This is a genomic window from Caballeronia sp. NCF2 (assembly GCF_023631205.1).
GTDB lineage: Bacteria > Pseudomonadota > Gammaproteobacteria > Burkholderiales > Burkholderiaceae > Caballeronia > Caballeronia zhejiangensis.
Genome location: NZ_JALQDN010000081.1, coordinates 18,626 through 43,703 on the forward strand (window position 1 = coordinate 18,626; position 25,078 = coordinate 43,703).

The 25,078-nt window shown below is 60.9% G+C and carries 27 protein-coding genes; 3 read left to right on the plus strand and 24 right to left on the minus strand.

Going from position 1 to position 25,078, the window contains the following annotated elements; translation table 11 throughout:
- Positions 1–10: 10 nt before the first annotated feature.
- The 8 genes from traD to NCS02_RS31415 all read right to left on the minus strand — a co-directional run bounded on the left by traD (position 11) and on the right by NCS02_RS31415 (position 9,228).
- Complete coding sequence (gene traD, locus NCS02_RS31380) at positions 11–1,882, minus strand: conjugative transfer system coupling protein TraD (protein WP_250508084.1); 1,872 nt, start codon at positions 1,880–1,882, stop codon at positions 11–13.
- The gene (locus tag NCS02_RS31385; RefSeq protein ID WP_250523520.1) at positions 1,879–3,240 is read right to left on the minus strand and encodes a TraI domain-containing protein; all 1,362 of its coding nucleotides are present in this window, start codon (positions 3,238–3,240) and stop codon (positions 1,879–1,881) included. Before NCS02_RS31385 ends, traD begins: the two co-directional genes overlap by 4 nt.
- Positions 3,237–4,193, minus strand: a complete 957-nt coding sequence (locus NCS02_RS31390; RefSeq protein WP_250523521.1) for a type IV secretion system protein — start codon at positions 4,191–4,193, stop codon at positions 3,237–3,239. The genes NCS02_RS31385 and NCS02_RS31390 overlap by 4 nt, the downstream gene beginning before the upstream one ends.
- A gap of 62 nt (positions 4,194–4,255) precedes the next feature.
- On the minus strand, positions 4,256–5,089 hold the full coding sequence (locus NCS02_RS31395; protein WP_250523522.1) for a type VI secretion protein: 834 nt from the start codon (positions 5,087–5,089) through the stop codon (positions 4,256–4,258).
- Positions 5,047–7,509 (minus strand): VirB4 family type IV secretion system protein, encoded by a 2,463-nt coding sequence (locus NCS02_RS31400; RefSeq protein ID WP_250508089.1) that lies wholly within the window; start codon positions 7,507–7,509, stop codon positions 5,047–5,049. Before NCS02_RS31400 ends, NCS02_RS31395 begins: the two co-directional genes overlap by 43 nt.
- Complete coding sequence (locus tag NCS02_RS31405) at positions 7,503–7,811, minus strand: VirB3 family type IV secretion system protein (RefSeq protein WP_174447239.1); 309 nt, start codon at positions 7,809–7,811, stop codon at positions 7,503–7,505. Before NCS02_RS31405 ends, NCS02_RS31400 begins: the two co-directional genes overlap by 7 nt.
- A gap of 1 nt (position 7,812) precedes the next feature.
- Positions 7,813–8,166: a conjugal transfer protein TrbC gene (locus NCS02_RS31410; protein WP_086966748.1), complete on the minus strand. Its 354-nt coding sequence runs from the start codon at positions 8,164–8,166 to the stop codon at positions 7,813–7,815.
- 12 nt (positions 8,167–8,178) lie between these two features.
- Positions 8,179–9,228 carry a TadA family conjugal transfer-associated ATPase gene (locus NCS02_RS31415; protein WP_250508090.1) on the minus strand — a complete coding sequence of 350 codons (1,050 nt, stop codon included), beginning with the start codon at positions 9,226–9,228 and terminating at the stop codon, positions 8,179–8,181.
- A 367-nt stretch (positions 9,229–9,595) separates the two neighbouring features.
- Here NCS02_RS31415 and NCS02_RS31420 point away from each other — a divergent pair, with 367 nt between their 5' ends.
- Together NCS02_RS31420 and NCS02_RS31425 are read left to right on the plus strand one after the other, a co-directional pair.
- The gene (locus NCS02_RS31420; protein ID WP_250508091.1) at positions 9,596–10,063 is read left to right on the plus strand and encodes a zinc-finger-containing protein; all 468 of its coding nucleotides are present in this window, start codon (positions 9,596–9,598) and stop codon (positions 10,061–10,063) included.
- 26 nt (positions 10,064–10,089) lie between these two features.
- A complete protein-coding gene (locus NCS02_RS31425; RefSeq protein WP_244808781.1) occupies positions 10,090–10,557 on the plus strand; it encodes a hypothetical protein in 468 nt (155 codons plus the stop codon).
- A gap of 77 nt (positions 10,558–10,634) precedes the next feature.
- On the opposite strand, the gene NCS02_RS31430 is transcribed toward NCS02_RS31425, so the two are convergent.
- From NCS02_RS31430 to NCS02_RS31475, 11 genes are all read right to left on the minus strand, one after another.
- On the minus strand, positions 10,635–11,939 hold the full coding sequence (locus NCS02_RS31430) for a vWA domain-containing protein (protein ID WP_250523523.1): 1,305 nt from the start codon (positions 11,937–11,939) through the stop codon (positions 10,635–10,637).
- Positions 11,940–11,948: 9 nt separating this feature from the next.
- Positions 11,949–12,863 (minus strand): hypothetical protein, encoded by a 915-nt coding sequence (locus NCS02_RS31435; protein ID WP_045463797.1) that lies wholly within the window; start codon positions 12,861–12,863, stop codon positions 11,949–11,951.
- Positions 12,864–12,965: 102 nt separating this feature from the next.
- Positions 12,966–13,991 (minus strand): ATP-binding protein, encoded by a 1,026-nt coding sequence (locus NCS02_RS31440; protein WP_250508134.1) that lies wholly within the window; start codon positions 13,989–13,991, stop codon positions 12,966–12,968.
- Between the two features lie 251 nt (positions 13,992–14,242).
- Positions 14,243–15,760: a hypothetical protein gene (locus NCS02_RS31445; protein ID WP_250508135.1), complete on the minus strand. Its 1,518-nt coding sequence runs from the start codon at positions 15,758–15,760 to the stop codon at positions 14,243–14,245.
- A 100-nt stretch (positions 15,761–15,860) separates the two neighbouring features.
- The gene (locus NCS02_RS31450) at positions 15,861–16,319 is read right to left on the minus strand and encodes a hypothetical protein (RefSeq protein WP_250508136.1); all 459 of its coding nucleotides are present in this window, start codon (positions 16,317–16,319) and stop codon (positions 15,861–15,863) included.
- Between the two features lie 228 nt (positions 16,320–16,547).
- Positions 16,548–17,012, minus strand: coding sequence for a hypothetical protein (locus NCS02_RS31455; RefSeq protein WP_061120678.1), 465 nt, complete (start codon positions 17,010–17,012; stop codon positions 16,548–16,550).
- The gene (locus tag NCS02_RS31460) at positions 17,009–17,407 is read right to left on the minus strand and encodes a hypothetical protein (protein ID WP_061120716.1); all 399 of its coding nucleotides are present in this window, start codon (positions 17,405–17,407) and stop codon (positions 17,009–17,011) included. The genes NCS02_RS31455 and NCS02_RS31460 overlap by 4 nt, the downstream gene beginning before the upstream one ends.
- A 105-nt stretch (positions 17,408–17,512) precedes the next feature.
- On the minus strand, positions 17,513–17,797 hold the full coding sequence (locus tag NCS02_RS31465; RefSeq protein WP_086966756.1) for a hypothetical protein: 285 nt from the start codon (positions 17,795–17,797) through the stop codon (positions 17,513–17,515).
- A 38-nt stretch (positions 17,798–17,835) separates the two neighbouring features.
- Positions 17,836–18,297, minus strand: coding sequence for an outer membrane lipoprotein (locus tag NCS02_RS31470; protein ID WP_053572901.1), 462 nt, complete (start codon positions 18,295–18,297; stop codon positions 17,836–17,838).
- A gap of 98 nt (positions 18,298–18,395) precedes the next feature.
- Entirely contained in the window at positions 18,396–18,530 is a 135-nt protein-coding gene (locus NCS02_RS36385; protein WP_268811020.1) for a hypothetical protein, read from the minus strand.
- 115 nt (positions 18,531–18,645) lie between these two features.
- A complete protein-coding gene (locus tag NCS02_RS31475; RefSeq protein ID WP_250508137.1) occupies positions 18,646–18,891 on the minus strand; it encodes a hypothetical protein in 246 nt (81 codons plus the stop codon).
- A 952-nt stretch (positions 18,892–19,843) separates the two neighbouring features.
- Here NCS02_RS31475 and NCS02_RS31480 point away from each other — a divergent pair.
- Complete coding sequence (locus NCS02_RS31480) at positions 19,844–21,049, plus strand: adenine nucleotide alpha hydrolase family protein (protein WP_250523524.1); 1,206 nt, start codon at positions 19,844–19,846, stop codon at positions 21,047–21,049.
- Between the two features lie 55 nt (positions 21,050–21,104).
- Here the strand turns inward: NCS02_RS31480 and NCS02_RS31485 are convergent, their stop codons facing one another.
- The 5 genes from NCS02_RS31485 to NCS02_RS31505 all read right to left on the minus strand — a co-directional run bounded on the left by NCS02_RS31485 (position 21,105) and on the right by NCS02_RS31505 (position 25,069).
- The gene (locus tag NCS02_RS31485) at positions 21,105–22,187 is read right to left on the minus strand and encodes a hypothetical protein (RefSeq protein ID WP_250508139.1); all 1,083 of its coding nucleotides are present in this window, start codon (positions 22,185–22,187) and stop codon (positions 21,105–21,107) included.
- Positions 22,188–22,279: 92 nt separating this feature from the next.
- The gene (locus NCS02_RS31490) at positions 22,280–22,759 is read right to left on the minus strand and encodes a hypothetical protein (protein ID WP_250508140.1); all 480 of its coding nucleotides are present in this window, start codon (positions 22,757–22,759) and stop codon (positions 22,280–22,282) included.
- A gap of 95 nt (positions 22,760–22,854) precedes the next feature.
- Positions 22,855–23,688 (minus strand): PRTRC system ThiF family protein, encoded by an 834-nt coding sequence (locus tag NCS02_RS31495; protein WP_250508141.1) that lies wholly within the window; start codon positions 23,686–23,688, stop codon positions 22,855–22,857.
- The gene (locus NCS02_RS31500) at positions 23,685–24,341 is read right to left on the minus strand and encodes a PRTRC system protein A (RefSeq protein ID WP_250523525.1); all 657 of its coding nucleotides are present in this window, start codon (positions 24,339–24,341) and stop codon (positions 23,685–23,687) included. The genes NCS02_RS31495 and NCS02_RS31500 overlap by 4 nt, the downstream gene beginning before the upstream one ends.
- Complete coding sequence (locus tag NCS02_RS31505) at positions 24,341–25,069, minus strand: PRTRC system protein B (protein WP_250508143.1); 729 nt, start codon at positions 25,067–25,069, stop codon at positions 24,341–24,343. The genes NCS02_RS31500 and NCS02_RS31505 overlap by 1 nt, the downstream gene beginning before the upstream one ends.
- Positions 25,070–25,078 lie beyond the last annotated feature (9 nt).

The following is a 25,078-nucleotide window of genomic DNA, read 5'->3' on the forward strand; positions in this document are numbered from 1 at the left end:
ATCTTGTGTTTTAGCCTTCGATGATAGGAATTCGACCCTGATACACGGCACCGCCAGAGATGCGCATGAAGTACTGCAGATTCGGCAAACTGTGAAGCAGCTTCACGGGAATGAGCGGCACTTTCTCCAACTGGATGGACCGGGACTGCGATCCGCTGAATTCAAGCGCATGCGCCTCAGTCGTGGTATTGGTACTGTTCGACACGTTCACCACGCGGATCGCAGTCTCTCCGACCTTGTCCGAGAACCACTTTGCTGTATCTGAGTCCTCTAGTCTAAGCACCACCTGATTATTGAGGTTGCCCAAAACCTGTAGCATTTTCGCTGCGTTTCCCAGTTTCGCTTCGAGGTCGGCGCGTGCCTGGAATGCGACGAACGCCTTGAACCCTGCCCCGCGTCCCTTGTTCAGGATTTGAATCACCTGCTCGTTGATGGCCTCAGCGATCTCGTCGATGATGAGCACGACGTCGGGCTTCTCAGCGTAGAAGTTGTAGATCGCGCCGCAGACGGCCGCAACGTCCGACAATGCCATCGACGCGATCGCCTTCTGGACGATGTTGTTCGACAGCGAGTCGAGCCCCATGTACAAGACCGCCTTCTGCTTGATGATCTTGTCGATGTCCCATATTTCGCGCTCGTCCTCGAAGTCGTCCGCCTTTGGCGCCAGCATGAGGCCCGTTTCGCCTGTGGCCAGCATCTGTAGCAGCGGCAACGCCGACGCGATGATCTTCATGTAGTGCTCGCGGTCGTGGGTGTGTGTCGCGATCAACCCATCAATCGTCTCGTGCCCGCGATCGTGAGCGGCGAATCGGTCTAGATACAGCTTCACCATTCCGTCAATCATCGAAACGTCGTTGCGGCGCTGCGCGTCTTTTACCGTCGCGGTGACGGTCAATTCTTCCCAGTCCGTCAGGCCGTTCTCGATAAAGAATCGTCGCAGCCCACGGTCGAGCAAATTGCCAATGCCTGACTGTGCGTATTTGAGAATCGATCGCAAGTTGGGCTTGTCGCCGACGTACAGCTCGCCTTTCACGGCACGATCGATGAAGAGAAAAGCGAAGTCTCGGAATTGGCCTTCCTCCATTAACTGAGCAATGCGCGACGGAATTTCCGACGGCTGCGACCAGTTTTCGAGCGGATTAAGGCGGATCGACTCGTGCGGCTTGGCCTGATTGAAGTACAGGAACTTGCGGCCGGTGCGCGCGCATTCCTTTTCCACGCGCTTCTTCCACTCGTCATCGTTCTTCGGGTCAACGATGATCAGGACGTCCTTTGCGTTGTGGATCACCTGCGTGGAAATGACTTCGTAGGTGCGGGTCTTTCCCGCGCCAGTCGTGCCCGCCACCAGCGTGTGACCGCCCATCGCCTTATAGTGAAACGGCACCTCGACCTTCTGCTGTTCCATACCGTGGATCCAGGACGATCCCTGCGGCATGCGGTCACGAATGCTGTCCCGCGGGCCGAATAGCCGCTCAATGCGCGCCTCCACGGTCCTGCCGGTCTCGGTTTTGGACAGCCACTTCGGCAACGACGGAATATCGGTTACCGGCATCCGGAGGATTTCGTGGGCAATCTGGGTATGCTTCTGCGTCCACTCGTATCCGATGCCCAGATACATCGAGTCAGCTTTTTTCCGCATCGCGTTCTGCGTGGCAAGGAGCTTTTCGATTCGAATCTTGCTCAGCCATTTCGTTGAGATGGCCATACGAAAGCTCAGCGCCTTCCATATCTGAAGCGCGCGGATGGACAGTAGCACCGCGCCGGCTAGCGCAAACGCCCAGCCGTAGGGCATCCCTGAGACTAAGATGCCAACGATGACGATGGGCCAAACGAGAAACGGTCGAAACTCATAGATCGGACGGAAGTGATTGACGTAGTTCATGCCGCGGGTCGCTCCACGATGAGACGTCCGGCGCGCTCGACAATGCAGATGTCATTGCCGTGTGCGCGCATCAGGAGGCTGCGCTTCTTGAGTTGTTCGACAAGGGTATCGCTCGTGATGCCGTATCCGCCGACGAGCCGCTTCTTGACGGCCAACCCCTTTTCTTCCCACGTCACTTCCGCCTTTCCGGTCGCCACGTCGCCAGCAAGGGCTTTGAAAAACTCTTTCAACATTGCAGCGCCGGGTCCCAGGAGTTCCGTCAAGTCTTCGTCAGACGGCCCGGCCCGGTTTGCATTGGACCGCGCTGGACGCGCTGCGGCAGGGTCGATCGGCGCCGGGCGCGACGCAGCCGCGCTCGGGCCGGCCGAGGCCTCAGCCGAAGCCGCACCAGCGGCCTGTGCTTCGCTGCGCTCCAACGCATCGAGCAACGACTGAGAGAACTTCGGCGCAGAGGCGCTTGCCTGCTGCTCCGACGCGGCCGTTGCTCCAACAACGGCAGACTGCGGCTCTGAGGTAGTCGCCGGCGGTACGGGCGCGACCGTCGCGGCCGGCTGTCCCTGCTCGACGGACGAATCGATACTGGCCGGGGCGGGCGTCGCGACGAACTGCGGCTCAAGCGCGAGCGCGACGTGCACGGCTGAGGGAACGTCATACTTCACCGGCGCGAACACGGCGCGTTGAGCCTTGCGCTCGAAGTCGACCGCAACGTCCATGGCCTGCCGCACTACCTTGTGGACGAGGGGTTCGAACCCCTGCGGGCTGCGCTCGGGATTTATCGCATTGAAGAGGTCGTCCAACACCGCGGTGTCGAACCCTGAGAGCAGCTCTGGCGTGATGACGGTCTGGGCAAACATGGCCGTGCGCATGCGCTCATTCTTCAGTGGCGTCACGCGCCGCTCAACGGCGAACTGACCGGTTCCGATCCACGTGCCGAACGACCCGTGCGCCGCCGGATTCCACTTGGTGCGGTCCGAAAGCCGCACCATCTCGAAGTGGCGAAACGGCTCGTCAAGCAGCGAGCATGCGGCGGCCAGGAACACGGCGTAGTTATATTGCGGCTCGAGCCGGCGACGCTTGTCGGACGTGAGATCGGCCGCAAACTTCTGCCCACCGGCAAGCCGCATGGCATAGAACGTCGATTCAATCGTCGCGCGGAATGCACCGCCGGGCTCGCAATGCAACTCGGGCGTCAGTGGCATAGACGAAAACCAATTCGCGCAGCGGCGTAACACTGCAAGCCACTTACGCGCGAATTCCGTTTCAGTGCTCTCGTTTGCGCATTGACGAACAAGCTCAATGCGCTTCAGGTGCGTAGCGAATAGGTCCTCGGCGAGGATTGCTTGGTGAGCGGCGATCATGGAATGAAACCCTTCGCCAACTTCAGCGCCGCAGTGCCGGTTGCGCTTGCGCCGCCGCCAAAGATCGCCGCAAGCTTCGGAATCTCGAGCGACAACAAAAGGATAAATATCGCCAGATTAAAAACGTACATCGCGTTCACCGTTGTTGCACCACCAACGCCAGACGCCTTCGACACCGCGTCGCCGATTGAGGATCCGACAAGTTTCATCAAGATCGCAACGACGACGACATACATTCCGGCGCTGATCATCCAGTCCAGCCACTTGACAAAGTAGTTGCGGGTGTAGGACGAGAAAGCGAGAGCGATCGCGATTGGCCCCAGCACGATCCCAATAGCCGATTGAATCTGCCCTACTGCCGAGTAGTAGATGAAGACGATCGCCGCCAAGCACATGAAGAACGCGGCGAGCAACATGACCGCCGCATCAGACAGGACCGCTGGAATATTCAAAATCCTAATTGACTTCAACTTTTCCTTTAGCCCGTCAAAGATGACGCCTGCCAAGTGCGCCATCTGGCCACCCGTCGAGGAATCGGACGCGCCACTGATATGTGCTGCCAGATCCTTGAACCATGTCCAGAACCCGCTCGCACTCGACGTGTAGCCGAGGTAGAGCGCGACGAAGATGCCAAGTACAGCGACCTCCTCGAATAAATTGACCCAGGCAGAGATCGGATGATGGGTGCCGGCGAATCGAACGCCGACGAGGACCAGCGAGATGACGCCCAAACCCCAAGCGAACTTGTTCGCCTCGTCCATCACGCCAGAACTCGCAGTTATCGCGTTGGGTATCAAATTGCCTACTAGCGAATCGATTTGCGTGACGGCCGTCTGTGCGCCCTTGCCGAAGTCGCCGTCCGGACTGGCAAGCGCCGCTGTTCCAGCGTCCGTCGCAGAACTTGGCGAAGCGTTAGCCGCTTGCGCGAACGCGCCAGTCTGGAAGATCACCATGGCGACGATCGTTGCCAGGAGCAGGACAACCGTCCTCAGCGTACCCATTAATGAATGTGCCATCACTGCCCCAGTACTTTTGACGACCCGATTTGAGCGTCGAAGGCAGCGCGCTGCTGGTCCTGCTTAGCTTTGAGAGACGCTTGCGCCGCATTGTTCGCCTGCTGATCTACGATCGTCGCCGAATCCTTCACGGCATCGCTTCGCTGCTTGGCTGCCATCATCGTCAGAAGGTCGCTGTTCTGACTGGAGATGATGTCCAGCATGTGCGTGGTCAACTGTGCGGTGGCTTCCATCGTCGGCGACATGTTCAGCTGGTCCTGAATTTCTTGCCGGCGCTTGGCGAGCGTGCTGACGTGCGATATGACGTCGTTGCCCTGCTGGAAGAGTTGCTTGGCCGTCTTGTCGTTGTTCTGAAGCAGCGTGTTCTGGTCCGTGAACCACTGCTCCGGCGTCTTGCCCGACTGCGTGATAAGAGCCTGGACCTTGCTCGCGTACTCCGCGTTGCTTTGCAGGCCACCGTACAAATCCTTCAAAGCGTCGGTGTACTTGCTGAGGCTCGAAATATCGCTCGTGATGCTTTTGAACTGTGCCAGCATCGCGGACGGATTGAGGTTGGTCGCCTGCTTGAGCTGGTTGAGCATCATCTGGTACTGATAGACGAGGTTCGAATCCTGATAAACCTCACCCTTCACGGCGGCCGCGGCGGTCATCGTGTTCTGAATGAAGTTGGACGCATCGAACACCGGCATGTTCGCGTTCGCGTGTTGCACAAACCCGAGCGTGAGCACGCCGGTGGCTGCGATGCAGCGGATCATTTTTTTCATCATGGCGGTACCTTGCGGATAAAGCGTTAAGCGTTGACGAGTACGTCGCGCACGTACTCCTCCTGCCACTGTGGGCTGCCGGACTTGACGTGCTTGTCGAGGAGCGCCTGCGCGCGACCATCTGAGCGCAGGTAGGCGAGCGCCTCCTTCGGAAACTGGGCCTGCAGCATCCGGCTTTGTTTCGCCGTCACCCACAGGTAGTCGCGGTTTGGCACCGCGTCGGAAATCATCTTGATCTGGTGCTGCGTCAGACCAAACACTTCGCTGTACAAGCCTTGGTTGTTTATCGCGTCGCTGTTTGGCAGATAGATGATGTTTGGAATGTTCTCTTTCAGAATCTCGAAGTTCGGGACGCGTGCCAACTGCCCAAGCGACTGCGTGGCCATCACCAGCGCCGCGTTGAGCTTTCGGATCGTCACCGCCCAGATTTCGAGGCGCGCATAGAACTTCGGATAGGTGAAGAAGAAGCCCGCCTCCTCGATCTCGATCACCGTGTAGCGCTTGCCGTCGAGAATCTGCGCGATCCGGTAGAACGCGTAGTCCATGAACAACGCGGCGGCCACCGGGAAGTTCTGGAACAGGTCGCCCATCTCGATCGACAGGTCGTCGGATATGGCGAAGCCGTCTTCGGCGTGGTCGAAAAACTTGCCGTTCTTATTGCCTTCCGTCCACACCTGCAACCGCTCGCGCAGATCGGCGGGCAGCAGCGTGATCAAGCTCGACAAGCGCCACTTCTCAGCCGGGAAGCCGAGCGCCAGCGTCTTGATCCGGTCGTAGATTTCGGTCTGCTGCTGCGGCGTGCAGGTATAGTCCTCGCCCTCGATGGCAAGCTGCACCCAATCGGCAACGTACGACCAGTGCTTCTGCTCACCGATCAGCGAAAGCGGATTGACCGAGGTTGCGGCCTCGAAGCGCCCCGTGGCATCGATGAACCGGCCGCCCCCGAGCAGTGTCGGGATACGGGTTGATCGGTCCTTGTCGAAGCGGATACGGCGCGCGCCGTGGCGGCCCGTCTGCGTCATCAGGTAATTCAAAAACACCGACTTGCCCGCGCCGATCGGACCAACGACGAGTGTGTGCGCCTTACCCCCCGGATGGTGCAAGTCGAAATACTGCAGGGTGCGATGGCGGGTGGGCAGACACGTCAGCGGCCCGGTTTTCGTACCGGACTGCTGCGTCAGCCATTCGTTGACCTTCGAACCCTCGCCCACACTGCAAAGCGGGGCGATGTCGGAGACGGCAGGCGTCTCAACGAACTGCAGGCGCTTTTGCTGATCCCAGCGACCCGGCAGCGTCGCGCTCCACGAGGCGAACAGATTCGTCTTTTCCAGAATCACGCCGAAGCCAGCGTTGCCGATGACGCCGACCACCTGACGCGTCGCGTCCTCGCACTCTCCTGGCGTGCTCCCATAAACGACCACCGAAATATTGGCGAAGCCGTACTGCTGGCCTTCGGCGTCCAGCTTTGCGAGCGCGTCACCCGCCTCCTTCGCCAAGATTTCACGGCCTTCGTCGTTTTTCTGCTCTTCCTTCGTTGCCCACTGCTTGAGGATTGCGACCGGGTTGAAGGCCGCGACCTTGTAGAAGCCGCGAATCTTTTTGATGTACGCGCTCGCCCGCGAGGTGTCGAGGAAACGGAACATCACGCAGACGTCCAGTTCCGCGTCTACCTGCGAGAGGACGTCGAGCGCCGCTTCCTGAAAGCCCATCCATTCCTTGATGCCGATGATCCGCGCGTACACCTTGCCGTGCGCCGATTCGAACATCAGTTCCGTGGCGCCGATCGTGACTTCCGTCTCGGTCAGGTGCGTGTCGAGCATCGTGACCGGATAGCGCACGCGGCGCTTGGGCGACGACGGATTCGCTCGCTGATGCAGAAACGACAGAACATTCTGAAGCTGCAGCCGCTTCATCTTCAGGCGCGTGACGCCGCCGACGAATCCGTCGATCACAGACTCGAACCGCTTGATCTCGTTCTGGATCTTGGTCAGGTCGAACGCGAAGGCACTGCGTGCGAGGATCGTGTCTTTCGCCGCTTCGAACATCGCGACAGCCAAATTCTTGCCGCCGACCGTCATGTGATAGCTGATCTTGTCGAAGATCCGCGAGATGCCGGTTTCAGGCGTGAACGCCAGCGCGAGCGAGTGCGAGTTTTTGAAGTACTTGCCGCTGCCAATGATCGCTTGATTGATCGCGTCGACGCGCGCATCGGCTTCGGACGCGAACGTGCCGTCCATGCCTCCGCGCACGCGCCGGTGCGACATACGCCACCACGCGGTCACGCGGTGATCGAAGTTGCGGCATGCGTGGTCGAGATTGTCGCGGGCGGCCGTGATGTCGCCCGGATTAGGCGAATCGGCGTCGATGCCTTCAAACTCGAACACAGTCAGCAACGACCCGTCCTTATTGAGCACCAGTTCGGGCGTGACCATCGTCGCCCACGGCGCGATTTCCTGCACCGCGCGCTTGGTGAACATCGATTTCAGCATGGCAAGTCCTGGTCAAAACCGTAGGGTCGCTTGAAGCGTGCGCTAAAACGGCTGCTCGGCCCCGGCTCATAGACGTCCGGGTAGCGGTTGTACACCAGCATCACGATTCGCCACCACGGGTCAGTCGAGCTTTTCCAGCGCAAGAACACGTGCACCACCACGCCGACAATGAGAAATCCTGGGGTCCAGCTCGTGTAGGTGAGCAGCGCCGTCATCGTCCCGTTGAAAATGGCGAGTCCCCGGTCTGCGCCGCCCATTTGGCGCGGCAACGACAGGCCTCGACTAACCTTGTGCTGGCGCATATCAGCAGGCGTTAGCCATGTGAAAGTGGCTCTGCATGATCGGCACGGCGACCGACGCAATACCGAGGCCGACCAGTACCACCGAAAACGTCTTGGCGATATTGCTTTCCGAGTTCGCGACTGCGACGCCGCCTAGCGTGATCAGCACGATGCCGATGCCGTACAGGTACGGGCCGCTGATCAAGTTGCTGATCGTGCAGATGATGTCCGTCAGGCCCGTCAGGTTAGAAAAATCCCCCGCTGCCATCGCGGCGACCGACACGACGCTTAGCAGCGCGCCGACCAACATCGACTTGCCCGGGCGCAGGTGCTTCGCGACCGTGGCGGCTCTATTCATTACCTTCTTGCCCTTCATTTGATGCTCCCGTTAAAAAACGCGTTGTAGGTCGTAATCGCTGTTTTTGAATCCCCGGATTTCGAGGATTTCGGAGACGTGCCGCATCTCGCCGGTGCGCTTGAAATGCACGACGTAGTTGAAACAGTCAGCGATGTTTTTGCGCATGTCTTCCAGCTCCCACCGCGATCCGGTCGGGATGCCGAGCATGGCGAGCGATTCAAGGCGGCTCAACGCAGTGCGCCCGTTGTTCGCGTGAATGGAGGCGAGACCGCCGTCGTGGCCGGTGTTGAGCGCCTGCAGCAGGTCATACGCTTCGCCACCGCGCACTTCACCAACGATGATGCGGTCGGGGCGAAAGCGCAGGCACAGCGCGACGAGCAGTTGCGTCGTCACGTTGGTGTCGGCGTTTGAGAGCAGCCGCACGCGGTTGGGCACGTGCAGCTTCAGTTCCATCGTGTCCTCGATGGAGATGACCCGCTGGTCGGACGGAATCTGTTCGATCAGTGCATTGAGGAACGTCGTCTTACCCGCCGACGTGCCGCCGGCGACGAGCACGTTCTTGCGCGACTGAACGAGCGCGACGAGCGCGCGCATGAGCGCTTCATCCTCAATGCCTTCCTCGAAGTGAATGGCTTCCGCGTGTTCCGGTCGCGCGTTGGCTGCCGAGAACGCCCCCATGTTCACGTAGTCCGACAGCGTCAGCTTCGATTCGCGGTGCTTCCGGATGCTCAGCGCATGCCCGTCGATCGACGTCGGGCTCATGACCGCTGCGATACGCAAGTTCTGATGACCGGCATTGATGATGCCCTTGTCGCTGCCCGCTTTCGCCGACTTCTCAACGGACGATGCGAGCGAGTGGATTGCGCCCTCGAGTTGTTCGGGGCGCAGGTCGATGTTCTCGCGCGTCATCACGCCGCGACGCTCCACCCAGACGTTGCGGTAATCGTTGATCATGATTTCCGCGAGGTCGGGGGAGTCGAGCAATTCGCGCAGCGGCGAAAGCGCATGGAAGAACATGCGCACGGCTTCAGCTTCAAGGGGGCGCAGCTTTAGGATGTGATTGTCGGCAGACTCGGACATGCGATGCTTTGCGGGCGATCTAACATGTCGGCTATTGTTGGCGTTGGCAAACGTGCGCAGGCAGCGAAAGAGGCGTCAAATTGAGCAGCTTTGCGGCGACTGCGGCGACATCTCCGCAACTGTAACGGAGGAAATCGGGCGCTACTTTGCGCGAGGCAGGCGACCAACGCTCTCCGGAGAGTGTCCCGTCTCGGTTGGTCTTTTTCCTAGGTTACTAAAATCAAAGGAAAAAACCTCTGTTACAAAACGTGCCGAATATGCACATCCCCCTTATTCGGCACGCTTTTTAGATTATGAAACGCCATGGCTGCATGGCAGTGCATGCCGACTTGCTAATATCTAAGATTCCCGCCCGGAGTTCTCGGCGATGCGCGTCGGAAAACCAGTCAAACCGCTTCCCCACCCCAATTGCGACTACTGCGGCACGCCCGAGACGCTCGTGCGCGCCGGTGACGACGCCTACCCTTACCGCGACGATCACAGCTCATTGTGGCTTTGCGCGGACTGCCAGGCGTGGGTCGGCGTGTTTCCGCGCAGCACCCGCCACGTACCGCTCGGCCGTCTCGCCGACGCCCGCCTGCGCGACCTAAAGGCGAAGCTCCACGCGGCGCTCGAGCCGCTGATTGCGGCGAAGGTCCGGCGCGATGGGTGCAACGTATTTGAGGCGCGCGCCAAAGCGATGAAATGGCTGGCGGCCGAGATCGGGGCGGATGCGGAGAAATGCTCAATCCATACGCTCGACGCGGATCAATGCGAGCGCGCGATCGCTGTTGTCGAGCGTTTTCAGCGCGCGCGCACCGTTAGCCCTTCAGAACCGGCGTGGGAAGATCGTTAATACGGGCAGTCAATCAAACGTTTGCTATGTCTCGCACCCTTCCCTTCCAACGCTCCGCTCAAGCGGCTCGTGCGCGCCTCACCAAGGCGCAACTGCTTCCGATCCCGCGTGCCGTCGCCGATGACCTTGCGCTGCGTGCCCACCTATCGTTGGAAGCGATCCGCGGCGCCTGCGACCACATTGGCCCCGCGCAGCACATCACCGAAGTCGTGTTGCTCGGCAAGTTTCTCAGTGAGGCTGGCCACGGTGATTTTTCGCACGAGTCGCTGCTCGCGGCAGACCGGGCAATGGCCGAAGTGTTCGACGGTGGCCGGAAGACCGGAACGTGGCAGGTGTCGGCCGAGTCAGCCTTTGCGCTGCTGGCGGCGATCGTCAGCATGTACGACCGGCAACTGCATAGCGCAACGCTCGGCGCGTTGACTACCGCGAGCGACCGTCTGGAAAGGTTCAAAGGCGGCGAGGCATACCAGCCGCTGCAAAAACGCCGCGCCTGAACGCCGCGCGCGGACGAAAAAAAAGCCCGGCATGCCGGGCTTTCGTTCGTCAGGGAATGCCCGGCCGATGCCGGGTTCTAACAAATGACCTCCATCGTCTCGCCAAACGGCGCCTTGCGAGCGCGCGTCAGAGGGGTCGTCGATGCCCACAGCACCGGGTAGTGCGGCGCGACAGTCGGAAAGCGCCCCACCATATCTGTCAGATAGACCAGAAAGGCGGGGTTCATGCCGTCGTCCGCGACCCGGTTGAACGGGTCGACGAACGCCGTTCCGCCGCCACCACGCACAGGCTTGATCTCCGGCGAGTCGCCTCGCTCGAAGATCTGCACCTGCGTGACGCGCGTGTCGCAATCCATCACGACCAGGCGCGCGGGCTTCAACGAGTGGAAAACCGCGAGGATCTCCGCGTCGAACTGCGCCTGCGTCTCGTCGAACACCGAACCGCTGGAGTCACGCACGAAGACGGCATCGCCGATCGCCGGTGTATGCAACGACGGCAAATAGAAGCCGAGATGCAGATACCGCCGATTCGGCGTCGCGAAGCTGTAGTCCGACGGCGACGACTGCTGCGCGAAGCGATGCAGCACCGATCGCCAGTCCACGACGGGCCGCACCGCTTCGCCCGCCATCGCCTGCAGATCACCGGGGAGCTTGCCGCGCATCGCGGCCGCTTTCGCGGCTTGCGTGACGGCAACCTTCCACTCCGCCTCCTTCACCGGCTTGTCCGGACCTTTGTAAGGACGCACTTCGCCGAATGAGCCGGGTTTCGCTTGCTGATCGGCGGGCGCCTGCCCCGGCGCGGTGCCGTTCTGGCCACCTGGCTTCGGAGCCCGCTTGCCGTTCGACTGCTGCGGATCTTGCGGACTCGGCTGCGGCTGCTGCGGCTGCTTCGGCTGCTGCTGGTTCTGCGGCTGCTGTTGATGCTGCTGCGAAGGCTGTTGCTGCTTTTCCTTCGCCTCCTGCGTCAGCAAACCGTAGATCTCCTCGGCCGACTTGCCCGTATAGCGCGGATCGACGAGCGCCCCTTTCGGCAGAACCATCCCCGACGACAGCACGATCGGGTTGATCGCGTAGTCGCAGGCATCGTTCCATCGGTCGGCATCGCGCGCCCCCTGGCGCCAGCAGTGGCCATTCGCCACATGCAGCACTTCGTGCGCGACGACACCCCGGACTTCGAGATCGCTGAGCGATTCCATGTACGTCGGGTTGTAGCCTAGCGTCTCGCCGTCGACCCAAAACGTCTTGGTCGACGGATCCTCGCGGACGTTCAATCGGAGCGCGAGCGCCCCGAAGAAGGGTTGCGAGAGGACGAGCTCGGTCCGCTGCCGGGCAATGCGCGGATGGACCGCGCTACTACCCAGCACAACATCGTTGCGGTCCATGACGCCCCCTTACGCGACGAGGCGCAATTGGCTTGCACCCGCCGATTCAACTTCCATCGGCTCCGGCTGCATGCCCATGAACGCGGCCATCAGCCCTTCGATCTCCTGTGCCTTGCTGGCCACCTGAGAACGAAGCACGCGCGAGTCCTTCAGTTCCGCTCCCGTGTGCACGGCCAGATGCGTCTTGGCCTGCTCGAGGATGTGCGTGAGCTGCGGGTCGTTCGCGAAGTTCAGCTTCGGCAACAACGCGCAGAGCTCCCGGACGTTATTGGCGACATCCAGTCGGACGTTGCCCGTCGCGTACAGCCGATTGGCCATCTGCGACACGGCTTCATACAGACGCCGCACCAGATCCTCGTTCGCGGTCGCGATGGAGGCCAGAACGTGCTGGTCCAGTTCGCTCTTGAGCGTGTTGAGCACGTTCGCCGGAAGCTCGACGCCGAACTGGCTCGCGTCGGGGAACGGCAGAACGGCCATCTTCACGCCGAACTTCGTGGTCAGCTCAGCGAGGGTCGGATAGTCCGCCTCGTTGAACAGCCCATTCAGTTCTTCGCGAGCCGCCTCCTTCAAGTTCAGGTAGTCGGTCAAGAACACGGAGACCGCCAAGTCGAACTCGTCTTTCAACGAGCGCATCTTTTCGGCGAAATCCATGTAGACCATCGTCGGCAGCAGCCGCACGCCCAACTGGTCGTACTTCAGCGTGTGATCGTAAAAGTACGAGCGGATGCGGCCAGCGAGCGTCACGACTTCTGCAAAGCTCGGCGCGTGCTCGGGCAACAGGCGTTTGTTAAATCTGCCGATGCCTTTCGCGTGGTGCTTGCTCTCGACTTCCTGCGTCACCTTGCCGTCGAAACGGCGGGCGACCCAGGTCGAAATCGTGACGGAGCAGAGCATGACCTTCGATTGGATGGAAGTGATGTCCATGAGAAAACCTCGTAGAAATTGAATGGATGAAGCAAAGAAAAAGGCCCTGGGCGTCCGAAGACACGACAGGGCCAACATGGGTGAGCTAAGACAGGAATGCTTCTACTCGCCGCGGATGATCTTGCCGATCTCTCCGCCTTGCGCGCCAATGAACGCATACGAGTTCTGAATCTGCGGCGAGCGCTGAACTGCATCGCGCACCAACAGCGCCGCGAACTCGCGATGCCCTTCACCGATCAGACGCTCGGTGTAGCGCACGACGCGATCGAAGTTGCTTTCGTTCGCGCGTGCCGCAAGCGCGGCCGCGACCGCGTACAACGCCGCCGGCATCGTCGGAATCATCGCCGTGTCGGGCGCGAGAAGAATCGCGTCCGGATTCGGCAGTTCGCGGAAGATCTGGAGGAAGCCAACAAGCTCGGTTGCGGCACCCTCTCCCACCGAACCGGCGTAGGAGACGTGCTCCAGGTGCTTGGGGACTACATCCATGGTTTTCGCCACGAACCCCCAGCTACGCGGGCTCGGTGCATTCTCAATATCGCGCGACGTCTTCTGCACGGACAGCAAGTCCGGCCGGAAGCGCAGGAACGCGATGAGCGCGGGCGGGATGTTTTCTCGCACGGCCCACTGCGTCCAGTCGTCGATCGTCGGTTCGAGTTCCACCACGGTGGCGAAACGGGAGATCACCGGATCGAGAATCCCGGAGACACCGGCGTTGTCGGTACGGCGGTTCGTGGCCGCGAGGAACGTGACCTGCGGTGGCAGGATGTGCTCGCCGACGCGCCGCGCGAGCAGCAACTGCATCTTTGCGGCTTGCACGGCGGGCGAGGCCTGCCCAAGGTCATCCAGGAACCAGATCAGCGGGCGTCTGGCCGTCATCGCGCGCTCCAAATCCCCGAACGGCAGGAACTTGGCGGTCGTGCCGTCGGGCGAAGGAAACGGCAACCCTTTCGAGTCGGTCGGATCCTCGACAACCGGGTGGCTGATCAGCAGTTCGTGATCAGTCGCATGCGCGGTCTGTTCGACGATGTCGCTCTTGCCGATGCCGGGGCGGCCAGTGATGAGCACCGGCAGACGCTTCGGCACGTACAGCGAGAGGAGTTCGGTGAGTTGAGCGGGCGTGACTTTCATGATGGCTTCCAAAGAGAAGCCCCATAAAGACTACGCCCGTAGGGACGTGGTCCCTTAGGGGCAAGATATGAAAAAGCCGGCTCGTAGCCGGCTGGGTCGATGCGTCAGTGACGCGGGTGATAGATGCAGTGTAGGGGTCGGGCGGTCAGACAATCTGTGGAAAGGTCACTATTTCGCATCGTCTTAAGCTTTGGCGCTGGCGCAACCGACGAAAAAAAACCCGGCACGTAGCCGGGTTCGTCGAAGGTGAATTAGCTCGCGCGCTGTTCGAGCGCCACGCGCGCGTAGGCGAGCGTACCGTCGTTTGCACGAAGCGATACCTGCAACTGCCGCACAGGATCTGCGAGCGCGTAGCGCACGCTCGTCCCCTGCCGCAAGCTGACGATCTGCGAGAAGCCGTCGGCGATCGTGCGATCTACCCACTCCGCACCGGTCAGCACCGCGCCGTCTTCCGCACGAACGCGCGACATCTCAGCCGCTTCGCGAGCGCGAGCGACCTCGCGGGCGACGCGCCTCGCCTCACGTTGCGAGACCGACAGCGCTTCCCACTCTGCTTGCTGTGCGGCGTCCATCCCCGCCAGTTGGAAGATGCCCCGGCGCCGGGCCGCAGCGCGAACGCCGATGAGCTTGATGCCGAACACCTCGCGCACCGCTTGCTTGGTCGCCCGGTTGGCGTCGTCTGGCCGGTCCAGGATGCCGAGGAGATAGGACATGTCGGCCGTCTGCACTGCCTTCGCAAACTCGTTGGCGAAAGTGTGCGTGTGCCGGCCGTGATCGAGAATGGCCAGTTGCGAGTCCAGTTGGAAGCGGCGGGCGCTGATGCTGCCCGACTTCCGCGCCTTCTCGAGTTCCGCTAGCCGGTTATCACGCGCGCTATTGGCGAGCGTGCGCCGCAGTACCTCCGCAAACTGGCAGGTTGGTAGGCCGACATCGACGGGCTTCAGGTACGCCTCAGGCAAAGGATGCGCTTCGAGAATGCCCTTCGCGTACAGCAGGTCGTCGACTTCGACCGTCGTTGGCGAGTTCGGCACGAGACCCATCAGCATCGAGAGCAGCGCGGCATTGTCAGAGGTGATCGCCTGCTTCGAATGGCGCATCACCGTTGCGAGCGGCACGAGCTTCGCAAGCGGCAACGCACCACGCAACTCGGGCGCCGCGAGAAGCGGCTTGGCCCATTGCAAGTCGGAATCAAACTTCGACAACGAAGCGTAGTCATCGATGACCGCTTGCGGAACGGGCTTGCCCGCCGCGAGCGCGTAGGCGACATGAACCTCGTGCCGACCATTGCTCTGTCGATTGTCCAGCACTGGGCCGGCGTAGCGAAAGCCGAACCGACGCTCGGACTCGTCCTGCAGCAGCTCGAACAAATCCAGCCCGCGACGGCCGCTCTTAGCCACCTCTTCGTTGGCTTGCGCCAGCTGATCCGAGGAGAACAAATACAGCGGCTCGCGCGCCAGATCAAAAGCCAGATAGAGCAGTTGCCAGTGCTTGCGCCGGATTTGCCACGCTTCGAGCGCGGCGAACGACGGTCTGAAGTAGGCCGCGTCGATCTCGTCGATGAGCGACAGGAAGAGGCTTGTCGCCGTTCCGGGCCGACGAACGGTCAGCTTGCCGTTGTAGCGGGTAACGGTTACAGGATAGGCGAAGAACGTGAGCGCGATCTCTGCCGCGTCGACTGCTGCGACGCTCGCGTCGTCTCGCAGGAAACGGAGTACTTCGAGCATCGTAGGGAACGAGTGGGCGGAGCCCGAGAAGGAAAGCTGGTACATGTCGATTGCCTCAGAGAAAATGCGGGCAATCGCACCCTGTCGGGTCGATGCCCGGCAAGGGTTAAGTGCGCCGAATGGCGCTGGATGAGTTGAGAAGCTATTAGGCCGCGTCGATTAGTCGGGCGATCAGACGCGCGAGCGACCACGCGTGGTCAATCGAAAACACCTTCGCGCGGAGCAACGGCATGATCGCGTAGGTGCGGTCGAGCGAGTAGCTAAGCTGCGGGCGGCTGACGAAGTCCACATGGACGATCCAGCCTTCGGAGTTGCCGATGCACACCGACACGGAAATGCGGTCATATGCCGCCGGTTCAGGCCACGGTCTGCTGTGGCGTGCTCCGTACATGGCTTCGTTGGCGTCGTCCTGCAAGTTCGCGTGACAAAGCCACTCCGGTTCGAGCTCCGTTCCACGCACGAAGCGGCACAGGTCCTGGAAGACCTGATCGACCGTTTTGCCGTCGGTGTCCAGCCGGGCGACTGACTTGATATCGACTACGCCATCGGCGCTGATACCGTTGTTGACAGCGTCCGACAGCACATCGGCGGTTGCTTGAGACATAACCAGCTCCTGAAATGAAAAACGCGCCCGAGGGCGCGCTAGAAAAAGAAAAGTCGAAAAAAAACCGCACCCAAGGGTGCGGTTCTGTCTGTGGACTCAGCTTACGCTGTGTCGAATCATTTGCCCCAATCGCGCTCGCGATCGGCTTTGCGACCGTTATTCGCGGTCCACATGAAGAAAGCCGCGATGGACACGCCAAGCACTACCGTAAAAATTGTTGCGCCCACGTCATTCTCCTTTCATCACGTAATGGCCTGCGTACCACAATACTACTCCAAGGGCAGCCAGTGCGCTCGTACCTGCAATCGTCAGCGGATCCCAAGACGACGCCGAATGCGCGTAGCCGACTGCACCGCCGATCGATGCCGCCGATAGAGTATGTAGATAGCGGCCGTTTTGGTGCCGCTGGTCCCTGGATGGCGTCGCGACTGCGTGCAGCAGCCGGCGGAAGCCAGGACCGGGTTCGGGGGGAATTGATACCAAATACCCGCCGTCGCCCGCCATGTTCACCGGCAAGACATCGCCCTTGTACTCAAGACTGAACGACGGCGAGCACTCCGACTCCTCCATCTTGCCGAGTAGCCCGAGTACGCGCGGCGCAAGATGAACTTGGCCTGTCGCAGGATCGAGAGTGACCCGGTCCACGATCGTGGTGCCGGAGCTGTACTCGATTTTCACCTTGGCCAGTTTCATCGACGACCTCCGCACTTCAGGTCGATGCCACCGGCCAAACGCAGGCCGTCCAGCATCGCTCGATAGCCCGTGGGAGTTTCGAGCTGCGTCAGGGCGACGTGGTTCTCACCACCGCCCGTCAGGTCAGAGCGGCCGCGCCGGGTTCTGAAACTCAGCGCGACACCTGAACCGCCTCGACGCTCGAGCACGTCGACAAACAACGTCTCGGTGCGCAACGACACCCGTACCGCGGCATTGCCGCGGCGCGTATCGGTGACGATTTCGTGAGCATGCGCCGGAAGACGCAAGTCCTGAGCAACACGTCGCAAAACGCGCGTCGCATGACGTTGCAGAGCCGCTTTCGCGCCAGCATTGGCACTACTGCGGTCCGCATAGAACACTCGGGGAAATTTCATGATTGCCTCATTGCAGACGAGGCAGGTCCCTTGCGGGGAGCCTGCCCCGCGAGGGTTGGCGCGGTTTTCACCGCGCATTCAGAAGATGCGTACTGCGATGCCTGGTTAGAGGAATCGCGCCTTGTAAGCGTCGAGCGCTGGTTTCAAGCGTCTGAAGCTCGCGTCGCCGTAACCGTCGCTGATCCGCCCAACCTCGGCGAACATATGCGGCCGTGCGCCCGATGGGCTGAACCCAGGGTGAGACACGATTGCCGTGAACTCGTCGACGTCGCCTGCTTGCGCAGCAACTTCCACGGGAAGCATCCCGTAGAAGTTTTTGCCGTTCACATCGTTGGTCGAAGCGTCCCAGCCGCTGGTCTGGCCGTGGGTGATCAACTGATAGTGGTTCATTGATGGTTCATCCAGTCGGTTGGAGGCGTGGCCGCCAGTTAGTGGGTGATCCGGTAGCCGGACCCATTTGAGACGAGAAACACCTGCTGACCAGCAGCGAACTGCTGATCGTCGACCTGTGTAACAACCACCGTCTGACCGTTGGCGCGACGAAGGAAAACTTCCACACCGCTGTGACGAGACATAGCGGCGCTTACGCGCTGAGCCACCAACCCGGAGACGGAGCCGGAAAGCGCGCCGGCAATATAGCGGCCGCTACCGTTGCCGATGACTTGCGAGCCCAGGAAGGCACCTGCTGCTGCACTGACGATCGATGCAATGCCCGACGAGCCAGAATTGCTCTCGATGGTAATCGGGCGCACGCGCAGGATGGTTGCCTGCTCGAACTGGCCGATGCGTTGAACGTCGTAGCGCTGGTAGGTATCCGGCGAGCCGAAGTCCGCCGTGGCGCAGCCAGTCAGAACCGAAAGAAGCATCACGGAACAGAAAAACTTGATCATGGATCACCTCGATTGAATGTGAGGCAATCCATTCCCGAAGGGCTGGTTTGCCCCAAAGGGAAGAGAAACGGGAAATACGCAGCGAAAAGCTACGTAAGTCAGTGGGTGACCGAGGCGATTGCCGTCGAGACGTACACAACGACAACGAGAAACGACAGCATCTTCCAGGCTTCGGCGTCCTGCTTGGCGTACCAGGCGAGGCTGCTGAGAGCGTGTTTGAGCATCGGAAACATGGCAAATCCTGAAAAGGTAGGAGCCGCCCTCGATGGGAGGCTCCCATCAAGGAAAGATTTGGACCTGAAGAAACGGCGTCCAGCGAACTGCACTGGACGCGTCATTTACGAAGACCTACGAGGCGGTATGGCTGACGTGATGCAGTCTGACACGACCGCTTTGCACCAGATGCCGTTCGGCTTGATGGTTGAGCGAATAGTCCCAATCCACCACTGCCGTTCCGTCGCTCCACACCGAATGAATACGTCCGGTGTAAAGCTGCGGCGGGCTGGCCTCGACGTCCTGACCGACCACACGCTGATTCGCCATGAAACCGTTCTTGCTGGAAACTTTGACGACAGGTGCGAGATAGCGAGACATAGACAACTCCAAAAGATAATGGGAGCTGTCTCCCGGAGGGATAGGCTCCCAACGGGACGAAAAAAGGCGACCAACGAGGGTCGCCAGAAGATTGCCGTCATAGACGGCTGGAGAGAAGATGGTCCTCCAGCACGCTGGAGGGGTAGGTCGATGCGCAAAAGCGCGGGGAATGGAGCACAGTCTACGGAGTCAATCGCGCAGTCGAAGTCGGAAAGCTCAACAAATCGCTATGCCTTTCGCTCCAATACGGAGACGAACACTTCTCGGGCAGTGACTTCCCGCGCGACGAATCGACGAATCATCCGGAGCGGGACCGGCAGCACGAAGCCGGGACGAAAAAAAGCGCCATCTCCATTTCTGAAGCGGCGCTTGAAAGTCCGTCGCAAATCCGAGGGCCGTCGACGAACCTGAGAGAGACGCCATTCTAGCCATCGATACCGTAGCGGATGCGTTCAAAAGGACGCTAAAAACGTCGCTATTTGGAATAGACACCGTCCCAACGACCGGAAGCGAAGTAAATGCAGCGCGCTCCGACAAAAGCGCAAGGTGCAAGGAGACGCTGGTGGCTGCCAATTGCCAGGGCGAAGAAAAGGCCACCCAGGGACGCGCCCTGGATGGCCTCAGTTTTTCTTGTTTTTGTATTGTCTGGTCTCTCAGCACCCTATTAGCGGGTAGGGTCAATATAAACTGACAAATAAAAACCGACTGTTGGATAGATCACTTTTCTGTCTCATGCGAGCTTTCTCTTTTGCATCTTAGATTAGCAACTAAGCTATTACTGCGTGTCCTCTTGGCTGTGGACGCGCGCTGTTGTAGATCACATCCAGCTAGCCCGCTGTCGTTCGGCGCGACGCGGGCTTTTTTTTCGGCTAGCCAGTCTCGGAGCCCCGCCCAGCTTGACTTTGCGCTGTAGCTGCGAAGAAGAATCATCTACCTCGATTCTTCTTCGACCATGCTCCAGACCATCGACCTGTCCTCGCTTCGCACCCGTTCAAGCGCCTACCTTCTGGCGCGTGCCCGCGACGTCGCACTTACCCCGGAGGTGGCGTCGCTGCTCACAACGGGCGCTGTGGTCGCTATCGGCGTGAGCGGCGGCAAGGACAGCGTCGCCTGCGCACTCGCGGTCGCCCGCCACCTTGACGCCATCGGCCACAACGGACCTCGTATCCTTGTTCATTCCGACCTCGGCCGTGTCGAGTGGAAGGACAGTGGTCCCGCCTGTGAGCGGCTTGCCGCTCACCTTGGCTGGGAGCTGCTCACGTTGCAACGGAAAGCCGGTGACATGCTCGCCAGATGGGAGAAGCGCTGGTCGAACAACGTCGAGCGCTATCGCGCTCTCTCCTGCGTGCGGCTGATCCTGCCGTGGAGCACGCCGTCCATGCGCTTTTGCACCTCAGAATTGAAAGGACGCCTAATTAATTCTGCGCTGAACAAGCGTTTTCCGACGCACAACATCGTTAGTGTCACCGGTGTGCGCCGTCAGGAAAGCAATGCTCGGAGCAAGATGGCTGTCGCCGCCCCGCACGCTCCCCTGTCGACCAAGGGCCGTACCAGTGTGACGTGGAATGCGATCATCGAATGGACCGTTGACGAAGTCTTCACTGAGATTGCTGCGGCTGGACTGGCGCTGCATGAGGCGTACACGGTCTACGGCGCGTCGCGCGTCTCATGCGCGTACTGCATCATGAGTTCGCTCGACGACCTGCGCGCCGCGGCAAGCTGCGCTGACAACCACGACGTCTATCGAGAAATGGTGCGCCTGGAAGCCGAATCGACGTTCGCCTTCCAAGGGCAACGCTGGCTCGGCGACGTCGCGCCACATCTTCTGCCGCCTGAACTGGCCGCGGACGTGGCGCGTGCGAAGACTGCCGCCATCGAGCGCCAAACCATCGAGGCGGAGATCCCTACGCACCTGCTCTTCTCGTCGGGGTGGCCGACCGCACGCCCGACGCCCGACGAAGCGGAATTGCTCGCAAGCGTGCGCCGCCGCGTCGCCCAGACAGTGGGCATCGAGGTCGGCTACACATGCGCGGCCGACGTTATGCGCCGTTACGACGAACTGCTCGCACAGCGGCAAGGCGCGCCCTCAGTTGAAGACGCAGATGCCACGGCACCCGAAGGCGTGTCAGTCCCGGCGCAAGCGAGCTTCGCGTTTTAAGGGGCGAAAAAAAGCCACGCCCCGAAACCGGGGCGTGGCGTTGATCACAGCAGCACTAGGCGAGACAAAGCGAGAGCTGAACGTCCGCGGAGAAGAAGGCCGGATCTGGCTGGGCACCCGCACGCGCGACAGGCACCTCCCACTGGAGTTGCGCATCGTCGAACGAACCCAAGCCGTACAACAGCCGGTCCGTGTCTTCGCGGTTGAGCAGGTCGCCGAACGCGAAGCTAAAGACAGCCGGGGCGGATGCGCCCTCCGTCACGATCCCGAGCGTTTGCGCAAGCTCGTCGGCGCGGCGAGCCCGCCACTCCTCGGTGCCTTCCGGCGAACGCGTCACCGTGATGCGCGTCGCCGCAGGCACTTGCGGAGCGTTGCTCAAGGCGTCGCGGAACGCAGGGATTGCCTTCTTGGCGAACCCCGGCGTTTCCATTTCCACCGGATACGCGACTTCAGTGATGAAGGAGCCGACCGCGCTGTATTGCCAGCCAGCGTGACGCCACGGCGCGGCGCCCATTGCAACCAACACATTGTGCTGGTCGATGGAATGACACCGCACCTCGGGCATCCGCTCCATCGCCGTCTTCGTTGTGGGCGGCACCCGCACCTCGATCTGCGCAGTCCCACAGTCGTATTCCTTCAGCACTCGCCAAACGCTGAGCGGCCCGCTGTTCCCGTAGATCGAGAGCAACAGGTCGATGTCCGCGTGCAGAGAAACGCTCAAGCTGCCGCCGACCAACTCATCGATACGAGACTCGAATCCCGCCCGAATCAACGACAGCCGGACGTCGTCCAACTGCGACTCAGGCACCGCCGAGTGGCACGAGGAGCCGACCGACAGATCGACCGCCCGGTCCCGAAGCAGCGTGGGCTTGGCGAGTTCACTTCTCCAACTCGCAATGTAGTTTTCAGGCCGGATCGATCCGCTACGGCTACGGAGCATCCCGCCTTCGCAACTGGTCGCGTGCGAGAAGATGCGGCGCATGACCTGCGCATAGTTGCCCAGCGCCACGGCCGACCAGTGGTCGGTATGCGGATAGACGTTCGACTCGTAGCCACGCTCGAACAACGCGTAGATCCACTCGCCGTCGGATTTTTGCATTGCGCCAGCGCGCTTGCCCGTCAAAATCGAAGAACCCATGTTTTGCTCCATGAATGGGCGGAGCAGCCCCAACGGGCTGCGTACCCGGTGAGGTAAAAGAGAACCGCTCCACGAGGGAGCGGCTAATGCTGTTAGCGCAGACGCGGCATAACCGAGAAGGCGGTCAGGCACTGCACGCAGCACATGACAAGGCCGAGCCAGACGCCGAACGCCGCGGCGAACACAACGCCATGTGCGCCGCACGCGGCGCTCGCGCCGATAACGAGCGCGACGCCGCGCGCAAGGTGCGACATGAGGAGGCGGTTGACGACCCATTCGCACGCACGGGCAAAGAGTCCTGGGCGCGCGCGGTCTCGCTGACAGGCGACCTGCCATGCGAGCGAGGCCACCAGAACGCCAAGGACCGAGGCGATGATTCGGCCAATGCCCGACGCGTCGTGCAACAAGTGCTCGTACGCGAACCTGACGGCCATGCCGAGGTAGCCCGCCGTCGGGAGAGCATTTGCGGCCGTTGCGACAATAAAGGCCGCACAACACCACCAGCGCTCGTGCCACAACGCCGCCGCCACTTTGAGCGGTGCCGAAACTACGATTTCACTGTCTTCCGACATTCAGATACTCCTGTTGAGGTTGTCGTGCCCGTTGAGCACGAGAAAAGAAAATGCCGACCCCTTGCGGAGGTCGGCAGTGATGGAACAGCGACTACTTACGCAGCGAGCTTGGCCTTGCGGCTCTTCCTCGCTTTCTTCACAGGCGGCTTCGGAACTTCGTACCCAAAACGCGCCCACGCGGCCGGGTCCAACGGAATCGGATTTGTGCGCCCCGTTGCGAGGTTCACAAACACGCCCGAGAACGGCACCGCGCCGGTTCGAAACATGGTCCAGAGCATGTTGAATGCTTGGACCGCGATGGCCTGATTGATGACCAGCGACTGCTTGCGCAGCGCCTTGGCCATCGAACAGGACGGGGTCTCGTCTTTTGCATCGAGCTTCGCGTCGATCAGTTCCGGAAACAACTCGCCCACATGCGGCAGCCGTTCAGGATGCTTCAGCGCGTAGCTCTTGCCACAGACTTGACCGATGACGACTTGGCCCCGATCCGTGTCGTTGCCGCAGTCGAGGTAATACGCCCCAGTGTGCTGGGCCGCGCCGACGATTGCAGCTCGAGCGGCACGCGTATCCACGCAGCCGATCACGAGATCGACGTTGTAAAGCGGCTCGCCCGGGCCAAAGCGCCGGGTTTCCGCCCGCCAGTTCGTGCCCATCAGTGCGTTTAGCCGATTGACGATAAGCGAGGCTTTGTACTCGCCCACGTCGTTCGGATAAAAGCCCTGCCGGCCGACGTTGGTTGGGCTGACGGTGTCGTCATCGAACACTGTGCAGTCGATGCCGCCCGGGTGGCCCAGTTCGAGCATCGCGTGGTGCAGCCGTGCCAAGCTCGGGAGCACCGCACTTCCGGTGCCGCCCGCGCCTACTACGACCACGTTCCAGCTTCGCTCAAGCATCCGCGAAGGAAGTTGATGGCGGATGGTCCCGTTCATGCAACCTCCTGAGCGCGAGCCGCCGCGTACCAACTGCTCGGCACGCGCTCGACGTTCTCGAAGATGCCTTTGGCACACAGTCGCATTGCCATACTCGGCACCGACGACGCACAGTTGCCAACGACGAGAGCGAACTTCGTCTCGTGCCGGTCATCTTCGTTGTCAGTCGGCGAGAAGTAAGCGGGATGCGCGCCATGCGAATGGCAGTCGATCACCCGCAGTTCCCGTGGCAGAAGATCCGGCCGCTCGTACTTCAGCGACCCGGTCCCCTGCGACAGCACCTTTACGGGAGCGAGGCGAAACTGCTTCGTTTCGACGTTCCAGACGATCCAGGCACCGGTTTCCAGCGGATGCGCGGCGCGCGCCATCGCGACGAACTCGCCGATCAACTCGGGCGGCACCGCACCGCAACGCAACTCGGTCGATTCGGCCACCCTCCCGTAGGGGATCGCCGTCGGGACCGTGTAGTGCGCAATGCGGCGAACGACCGAGAGCCACGGCAGATCGATTTCCAGAAAGACACCGTTCTCGCCGATCAGCAGTCGCTCGCCTGCCGTCTGCATTGGCGCGACCGGCTCACGCCGGGGCACCATGACAGTCGGGAAGGAGCGCTGAAGCGCTGCATCGGCAGGATTCAAAGCACCAGCATTCATCATCGAACTCCTTGTTTGCCGGCGATCAGCTCAGCGAGGGTAAGGTCCATAGGCACGAGCGCGTCTTTCGGGAACTGCTCGCCGTACTTGCCGTCGAGCATTTCCTTCCAGAAAGCGAACTCGCCATTCGGATGCGAAACACGTTTGTTGCCGTGGTTCGGGTGCGTGAAGGACGACTCAAAGAATCCGCCCTCCCATCCGCCGATCGACTCGATATCGATCCGCTTAGGCACATGCGCCGAGCCGATGCAGATTCGCCCCCAGTCCCAGGTGTTAAAGTAAGGCGGTTCGTGCAGCTTCGATGCAGGCGTTGGCCGGCTGTCTTCCTGCAGCGCGAACACGGAGAACCCGCTCGAAGCTGCACGGAACACCAACCCCGGATGCGGAACGACAGCACTGCGCCGCCCGATCTCCTGACAGTCGAAGAAGACTCTTCGCATCGCCGGTCTGCACCACCACATCACCGCGTCTTGCGACACCGCGAGCACCGTCTCAGGCAAAAATTCCGCCTTCGGTGCCGCGTTCTGAGCCAGCTCACGCAGGCAATCAACAAGCGCCATCCGGTCGATCGGCCTTCCGGCTCCAATCGTGGCCCGGCCGCTCTTGCCCTGCGTCACCGGATGAACGGTGCCGTAGACAGCGCTGCGGTCCTGACGGCCGTATAGCAAGCTGGCACTGATCGCCGCCAGTTCATCGACGCGGTCTGAGCCGATATCAAGCCCTTTCATATAATGCTC